This is a genomic window from Methylomonas sp. BG-2, from assembly GCF_057766305.1.
Map to the genome: position 1 here is coordinate 1 of NZ_JBYMAP010000209.1, position 6,716 is coordinate 6,716.

The window sequence follows — 6,716 nt, forward strand, 5'->3', positions numbered from 1 at the left end:
CATTTACAGCACGGATATGGCGAACGAGCCGAATCAGACCGAAACGTTGCGACGTATGCTATTGGCGATGACCCATGACGTCAGGGCGGTATTAATCAAACTGGCCTACCGAATTCAACGCCTACGTAACCTATCCCGAGAACAAGCGGAAATTCGCCATTTCATCTCTCGGGAAACCCTGGATATCTATGCACCGCTCGCTAATCGTTTGGGCATTAATCAGTTCAAGTGGGAACTTGAAGATCTGGCCTTTCGCTATTTGGAGCCCGAACAATATCGAGCGATCACCGAATCTCTAGCGAGCAAGCGCGAAGAGCGCGAAGCCTGCATTGAAGCGTTTCTGACAAGGTTGCGCCAGATTTTGAACGAGGAAGGAATCGCCGCAAAAATTTACGGGCGACCAAAACACATCTACAGCATCTGGCACAAGATGCGCCGCAAGCAATTGACCGTAGCCGATCTTTACGATTTGCTGGCGGTCCGCGTCGTCGTGGACACTTTGCCAAACTGTTACACCGTATTGGGTTTGGCACACAGCCACTGGCGCCACATTCCCAAGGAATTTGACGATTACATCGCCAATCCCAAAGAGAATGGCTACCAATCACTACATACCGTGGTTTTGGACGAAGCCGGCAATCGTATCGAAATTCAAATCCGCACCCAAGCCATGCACGAATTTGCCGAACTCGGAATTGCCGCGCACTGGCGTTACAAGGAAGGCAGTAAATATAACGCGGCCACCGAGAAGAACATTGCATCACTTCGCCAGTTGCTGGAAGACAAAGACAGCAGCAACCTCCTGGAAAACTTTCATACGGAACTATTTTCCGACCGGGTATTTGTTTTGACGCCGGCCGGCAAATTGATCGATTTGGTCAAGGGCGCGACGCCGCTGGATTTTGCTTATGCAATTCATACCGAAGTGGGCCATGGTTGTCGCGGCGCCAAGGTCAACGGTCAAATCAAGCCATTGACATATAAATTGCAATCCGGCGAACAGGTCGAAATTATCACCGTCAAAAATGGCCACCCCAACCACAATTGGCTAAATCCCAATCTTGGTTATCTGAAAACGCCCAGAGCGATCAGCAAGGTCAAGATTTGGTTCAAACACCAGCAACAAGCGGCGAATATCTCGTCTGGAAAACAGGTTCTGGAAAAGGAAAGCAAGCGCCTAGGCATTAAAGCGATCGACATAGAAGAATTGATTCAGCACTTCAAGATGCCGGACGCCGAGCATTTATACGAAGCGCTCGGCCGCGGCGACGTCAACAATCGGCAATTGGCCGGCGCATTGAAGATTCCCGAGCTGGAACCGATCCCGATAAAGCTCGCCTCAACCCAAAGTGCTACACAAGCCGCCGTGATCGTGGAAGACATAGACAATGTGGTAACCACGCTGGCTCAATGCTGCTCGCCAGTAAAAGGGGATGAAATCGTCGGCTTTATTTCCCATAAACGCGGAATCACAATTCATCGGCGCGACTGTGAAAACGTTCGCCAGTTGACGCCGGAACAACAATTGCATCTGATTAAAGCCGACTGGAGTGGCCAACACACGATTCATCACACTGTGCCTATTATGATTCACGCGTATAACGCGCCGAATTTACTGGGTGATGTCTCGCAAATATTAACGGCTTCGAAGGCACACATTAGCAACGCCTCGTTAAAAACACACGATGACCTGTCGGCAATTTTGCAAATGTCAGTCCAAATTGAGAATACGGCGCAACTGAGTTCCATACTGGCTCGCATTGGCAATCTACCCAATATCATCGAAGCCAAGCGCAAGGTTTGAAGCGCGTGGACCTGTAATGTCTTATCGTTAGCCAGAGCACGCCCCGCCGTGCTAACATAGGCGTTTTAATTTAAGGGCTAATATTATGGCGAAAGAAGATCAAATCGAAATGGAAGGTAAGGTCATCGACACTCTACCGAATACGATGTTTCGAGTGGAGCTGGAAAACGGACACATCGTTACCGCGCACATTTCCGGCAAGATGCGTAAACACTACATCAGAATCCTAACCGGCGATAAAGTTCGTGTAGAGATGACGCCGTACGACCTGACCAAGGGTCGCATCACGTTCCGTAATCGCTAACCCACTTGGGTCAGCGATTACCCCCCACCCTATAACACCTGATTTAGCTCCGAAACCATCAACTGTTTGCCTTCAATTGCAAACGCCAAAGCGTCATTCTCAACATAGATACGCACATGCCCACCGTTGGCTAAGCGACCAAATAACAAATCCTCTGCAAGCGGCTTCTTGATTTTTTCCTGTATCAACCTAGCCATTGGCCTAGCTCCCATTTTTTCATCGTAACCCCGTTCCGCCAGCCAGGACCGCGCGGTAGGCTCGAGGGTCAATGTAACGTTTTTATCCGCCAACACAGCTTCCAACTCGAAAATGAACTTATCGACCACACTGCCAACCACTGTCATATCCAGCGATTTGAATTGCACGATCGCGTCCAGCCGATTTCTAAACTCCGGCGAGAAGCCACGCTCGATCACCTTCATACTATCCGAAGCGTGATCCTGCTGAGTAAATCCGATTGAAGCGCGACTGCCTTCCTCCGCACCGGCATTCGTGGTCATGATCATAATGATGTTACGAAAATCCGCCTTGCGCCCGTTATTGTCGGTCAACGTACCGTGATCCATCACTTGTAGCAATAAATTAAAGACATCCGGGTGCGCCTTTTCCAGCTCGTCCAGCAACAACACCGCATGGGGATGCTTGGTAACGGCCTCGGTCAACAAACCACCCTGATCATATCCTACGTAACCTGGAGGCGCCCCGATTAACCTCGATACGGTATGACGCTCCATGTATTCGGACATATCGAAACGAATCAGCTCTATACCCAACACCTTGGCCAACTGGCGAGTTACCTCGGTTTTGCCAACGCCGGTCGGCCCCGCGAACAGGAAGGATCCAATAGTTTTACTGGTATCGCGTAGTCCAGCGCGGGACAACTTGATCGCGGTTGCCAGCTCGGAAATCGCTTCGTCTTGGCCGAAGACCAACATCTTCAAATTCTTTTCAAGATTGGCGAGTTTTTCTATGTCGCTGGAAGATACCGATTGGGCCGGTACTCTAGCGATTTTTGAAACGATTTCCTCGATTTCCGGAATGTCTATCGTATCCTTGCGACCATCGCCAGTAAACAACCGTTGTCGAGCACCTGCTTCATCTATCACATCGATCGCCTTGTCCGGCAGGTGTCGATCTGTAATATACCTCGCCGAAAGTTCGACGGCGACTCGCAACGCTTCCTGGGTGTATTTCAGTCCATGATGCTCCTCGAAACGAGACTTCAAGCCTTTCAAAATCAGCACCGTGTCTTCAATCGACGGTTCGACAACGTCAATTTTTTGGAAACGCCGAGCCAGAGCATGGTCCTTCTCGAAGATACCGCGGTATTCCTGATAGGTGGTCGAACCAATGCAACGCAACTGACCGGAGGCTAGAACCGGCTTAATCAGATTCGACGCATCCATCACGCCACCCGACGCCGAACCGGCACCAATGATGGTATGTATTTCGTCGATGAACAAAATTGAATCAGGCTCTTTTTTCAACTGATTGATCAATGCTTTCAAGCGTTTTTCAAAATCACCCCGGTATTTGGTACCAGCGACCAGCGCCCCCATGTCCAATGAATAAATCACACTGTTCAGCAGAATATCGGGAACGCTTTCCTCAACGATACGTTTCGCAAGACCTTCGGCGATCGCAGTTTTTCCAACACCCGCCTCGCCGACCAACAAGGGATTATTTTTCCGACGACGGCATAGCACCTGTATGGTACGTTCTACTTCCAACTCCCTGCCGATCAAGGGATCAATATTACCTTTCAGTGCCTCATCGTTAAGGTTGGTCGCATATTTCTCCAGCGGGCTACCCATGGTTTCCGAACTGCCGCGTTCAGCTTCCGGTTCCTCGGCATTCTCCTTCTTATATTGCTCAATCTTCGACACGCCATGAGCCAAATAATTGACGACATCCAATCGAGTGATGTCCTGCTTATTCAGCAAATACACCGCATGCGAATCCTGCTCGCTAAACAACGCGACAAATAGATTCGCGCCGGTCACTTCTTTTTTATCGGACGCCTGAACGTGAAACACCGCGCGTTGAAGCACGCGTTGAAACCCCAAGGTTGGCTGAGTTTCACGCTGTACGCCTTCGGGTATCAACGAAATCGTTTCGTCAATGAAACGAGTCAACTCGGCCCGCAAGGCATTCACGTTACAACCGCAGGCGATCAGTATTGGTATCGTTGTTACATTGTCCAACAAAGCCAACAACAGATGCTCGACAGTGATGAATTCGTGCCGTTTGGCGTGTGCCACCGTAAACGCGGAATTCAAAGTTACTTCAAGTTCTTTACTTAACATGACTACCTCTTACGCCTCTTCCATTGTGCACATCAGCGGATGATGATGCTCTCGGGAATATTCGTTGACAATATGTACTTTAGTCTCGGCTACGTCTTTGGTGTAGGTTCCGCAAACCCCGACACCTTGGGTATGAACTTGCAACATAACCTGCGTCGCCTTCTCTTCGGTCATGTTGAAAAAATGGGTCAATATTTCGACGACGAAATCCATCGGCGTAAAATCGTCGTTCAGCAAAATTACCTTATACAAAGGCGGCCGCTTCAACTGAGGCTTGGCTTCCTGTAGCGCGGTGTTAGCGTCGTGGTCTCTAAAGGGTTCAAAATCGGACATAAGCTATGGAGCTACAAGTATTACGTATGTTTCTAAAAATAGCGCCTTCAAAAGCAAATTTCAATCTTTGCGCAGTTAAAAAACATTTCGAGTAAAATGCCGGCCTTTTATCGTCAAATGTCAACATGATGGTCTGGAAACCACACGTTACCGTTGCCGCGGTTATCGAGCGAGACGAGCGCTTTCTTCTGGTAGAAGAGACAACAACACGCGGGCTTGCGTTCAATCAACCAGCCGGACATCTCGAAAACGGCGAAGACCTAATCGAAGCCGTCAAACGCGAAGTCAAGGAAGAAACAGCCTGGTGCTTTGCGCCGGAAGCCATCATCGCCGTGCAACTCTGGCGGCGCAGCCCCGAAGCACCCAGCTTCATGCGCTTCTGCTTCAGCGGCAGCATAGACAATCACGACTCGGACCAACTATTGGACGAGGGCATTATCGCGACTCACTGGCTCAGCCGCAATGACATTTACGCTCGGAAAGCGCAGCTACGCAGTCCGTTGGTGCTACAAACAGTGGACGAATACCTTAATGGCACGCGTCATCCACTGACCCTGTTGCAAGCATTTCTCGATTTACCATGAGCAAACACATCATCGTCGGCATGTCCGGCGGCGTCGACTCCTCCGTCACAGCTTTGTTATTGCAAGAACAGGGCCACAACGTCACCGGTTTATTCATGAAAAACTGGGAAGAAGACGACGGCACCGAATACTGCACGGCGATGCAAGATTTGGCCGACGCCCAGCAAGTTTGCGACAAACTCGGCATCGAACTGAAGACCGTCAACTTCGCCGCCGAATACTGGGACGAAGTGTTCGAAGTGTTTTTGTCTGAATTCAAGGCCTGTCGCACCCCCAATCCCGACATACTTTGTAACAAACACGTCAAATTCAACGCGTTTCTAAATTACGCGATCGAAGACCTCGGCGCCGAGTACATCGCCACCGGCCACTACGCCCGCGTTCGCGAACGGGACGGCGAGTTCGAACTACTGAAAGGTCTCGATCCCAACAAGGAACAAAGCTACTTCTTATACGCGATGGGCCAGAAAGCCTTATCCAAAACCTTGTTCCCGATCGGCCATATGCACAAGCCGGAAATCCGCGCCATGGCCGACAGGGCCGGCTTCGCCAACAGCCGCAAGAAAGACAGCACCGGCATCTGCTTCATCGGCGAACGCAAATTCAAGGAATTCCTGCAACGCTACCTGCCCCACCAACCCGGCGAAATGCGCACCCCGGAAGGCCAATACATCGGCAAGCACCACGGCCTGATGTATTACACGCTGGGCCAGCGCCAGGGCTTAGGGATAGGCGGCGTCAAGAACGCGCCGGACGAGCCTTGGTTCGTGCTGGAAAAAGACTTGGAAAACAACATCTTGATCGTTGGTCAAGGCCATGATCACCCGCTAATGCTGCACAACACATTGGAAGCCGGGCAACTGGACTGGTGCGGCAGCCACCCCTTGACCGAAACCATACGCTGCGCCGCCAAGACCCGCTACCGCCAGGCCGATCAGGATTGTGTCGTCGAACCGCTGGACGGCGGCTCTCGCGTCAAAGTCCGCTTCGACGAACAACAACGGGCGATTACGCCGGGGCAGTCGGTGGTGTTCTACGCTGGCGAGGTTTGTTTGGGGGGTGGTATTATCGAAGCTAAGTATAACGAAACGCTAGGATAGCTGATGCTAACCAATATACGCATAAGAAACTTCCGTATGTTAGATGACTTGGATATTCCAAGGCTTGGACGGGTAAACCTAATTGTTGGAAAGAACAATAGCGGAAAGAGCACGCTATTGGAATCACTCAGAATATGCAAAGAAGTCGATCTAAGAAAATTACTTCGTGAAATATTAAAGGAGCACGACGAGTCTTTCGACCTTGATCAAGAAGTGAGCATTGAAAATCAAGAACAAAGCTGGTATGGCTTAAAAAATTTATTTCCAAATCGAAAATTTCCATCA

Annotated in this window: 7 protein-coding genes; 5 read left to right on the plus strand and 2 right to left on the minus strand. The window is 50.2% G+C overall.

Annotation, left to right across the window (positions count from 1 at the left end):
* Together AC3B8H_RS16635 and infA are read left to right on the plus strand one after the other, a co-directional pair.
* The coding region (locus AC3B8H_RS16635; protein ID WP_488442668.1) for a RelA/SpoT family protein at positions 1 to 1,804 on the plus strand (1,804 nt) is incomplete at its 5' end.
* A gap of 85 nt (positions 1,805 to 1,889) precedes the next feature.
* A complete protein-coding gene (gene infA / locus AC3B8H_RS16640; protein ID WP_064025941.1) occupies positions 1,890 to 2,108 on the plus strand; it encodes a translation initiation factor IF-1 in 219 nt (72 codons plus the stop codon).
* A 29-nt stretch (positions 2,109 to 2,137) separates the two neighbouring features.
* Here the strand turns inward: infA and clpA are convergent, their stop codons facing one another.
* Both clpA and clpS read right to left on the minus strand, forming a co-directional pair.
* The gene (clpA, locus tag AC3B8H_RS16645; RefSeq protein ID WP_488442669.1) at positions 2,138 to 4,414 is read right to left on the minus strand and encodes an ATP-dependent Clp protease ATP-binding subunit ClpA; all 2,277 of its coding nucleotides are present in this window, start codon (positions 4,412 to 4,414) and stop codon (positions 2,138 to 2,140) included.
* Positions 4,415 to 4,423: 9 nt separating this feature from the next.
* The gene (gene clpS / locus AC3B8H_RS16650) at positions 4,424 to 4,747 is read right to left on the minus strand and encodes an ATP-dependent Clp protease adapter ClpS (RefSeq protein WP_488442670.1); all 324 of its coding nucleotides are present in this window, start codon (positions 4,745 to 4,747) and stop codon (positions 4,424 to 4,426) included.
* Between the two features lie 128 nt (positions 4,748 to 4,875).
* On the opposite strand from clpS, the gene AC3B8H_RS16655 reads away from it, so the two are divergent.
* The 3 genes from AC3B8H_RS16655 to AC3B8H_RS16665 form a co-directional block, all read left to right on the plus strand.
* Positions 4,876 to 5,331, plus strand: coding sequence for an NUDIX hydrolase (locus tag AC3B8H_RS16655; protein WP_488442673.1), 456 nt, complete (start codon positions 4,876 to 4,878; stop codon positions 5,329 to 5,331).
* Positions 5,328 to 6,431, plus strand: a complete 1,104-nt coding sequence (mnmA, locus tag AC3B8H_RS16660) for a tRNA 2-thiouridine(34) synthase MnmA (RefSeq protein ID WP_488442671.1) — start codon at positions 5,328 to 5,330, stop codon at positions 6,429 to 6,431. The genes AC3B8H_RS16655 and mnmA overlap by 4 nt, the downstream gene beginning before the upstream one ends.
* A 3-nt stretch (positions 6,432 to 6,434) precedes the next feature.
* Positions 6,435 to 6,716: AAA family ATPase (locus tag AC3B8H_RS16665; protein WP_488442672.1), on the plus strand; the 282-nt coding region annotated here is incomplete at its 3' end.

Coding starts and splice junctions, on each gene's coding strand:
- AC3B8H_RS16655 (WP_488442673.1), top strand. CDS start 4,876: ATGGTCTGGAAACCACACGTTACCGTTGCCGCGGTTATCGAGCGAGAC.
- infA (WP_064025941.1), top strand. CDS start 1,890: ATGGCGAAAGAAGATCAAATCGAAATGGAAGGTAAGGTCATCGACACT.
- clpA (WP_488442669.1), bottom strand. CDS start 4,414: ATGTTAAGTAAAGAACTTGAAGTAACTTTGAATTCCGCGTTTACGGTG.
- clpS (WP_488442670.1), bottom strand. CDS start 4,747: ATGTCCGATTTTGAACCCTTTAGAGACCACGACGCTAACACCGCGCTA.
- mnmA (WP_488442671.1), top strand. CDS start 5,328: ATGAGCAAACACATCATCGTCGGCATGTCCGGCGGCGTCGACTCCTCC.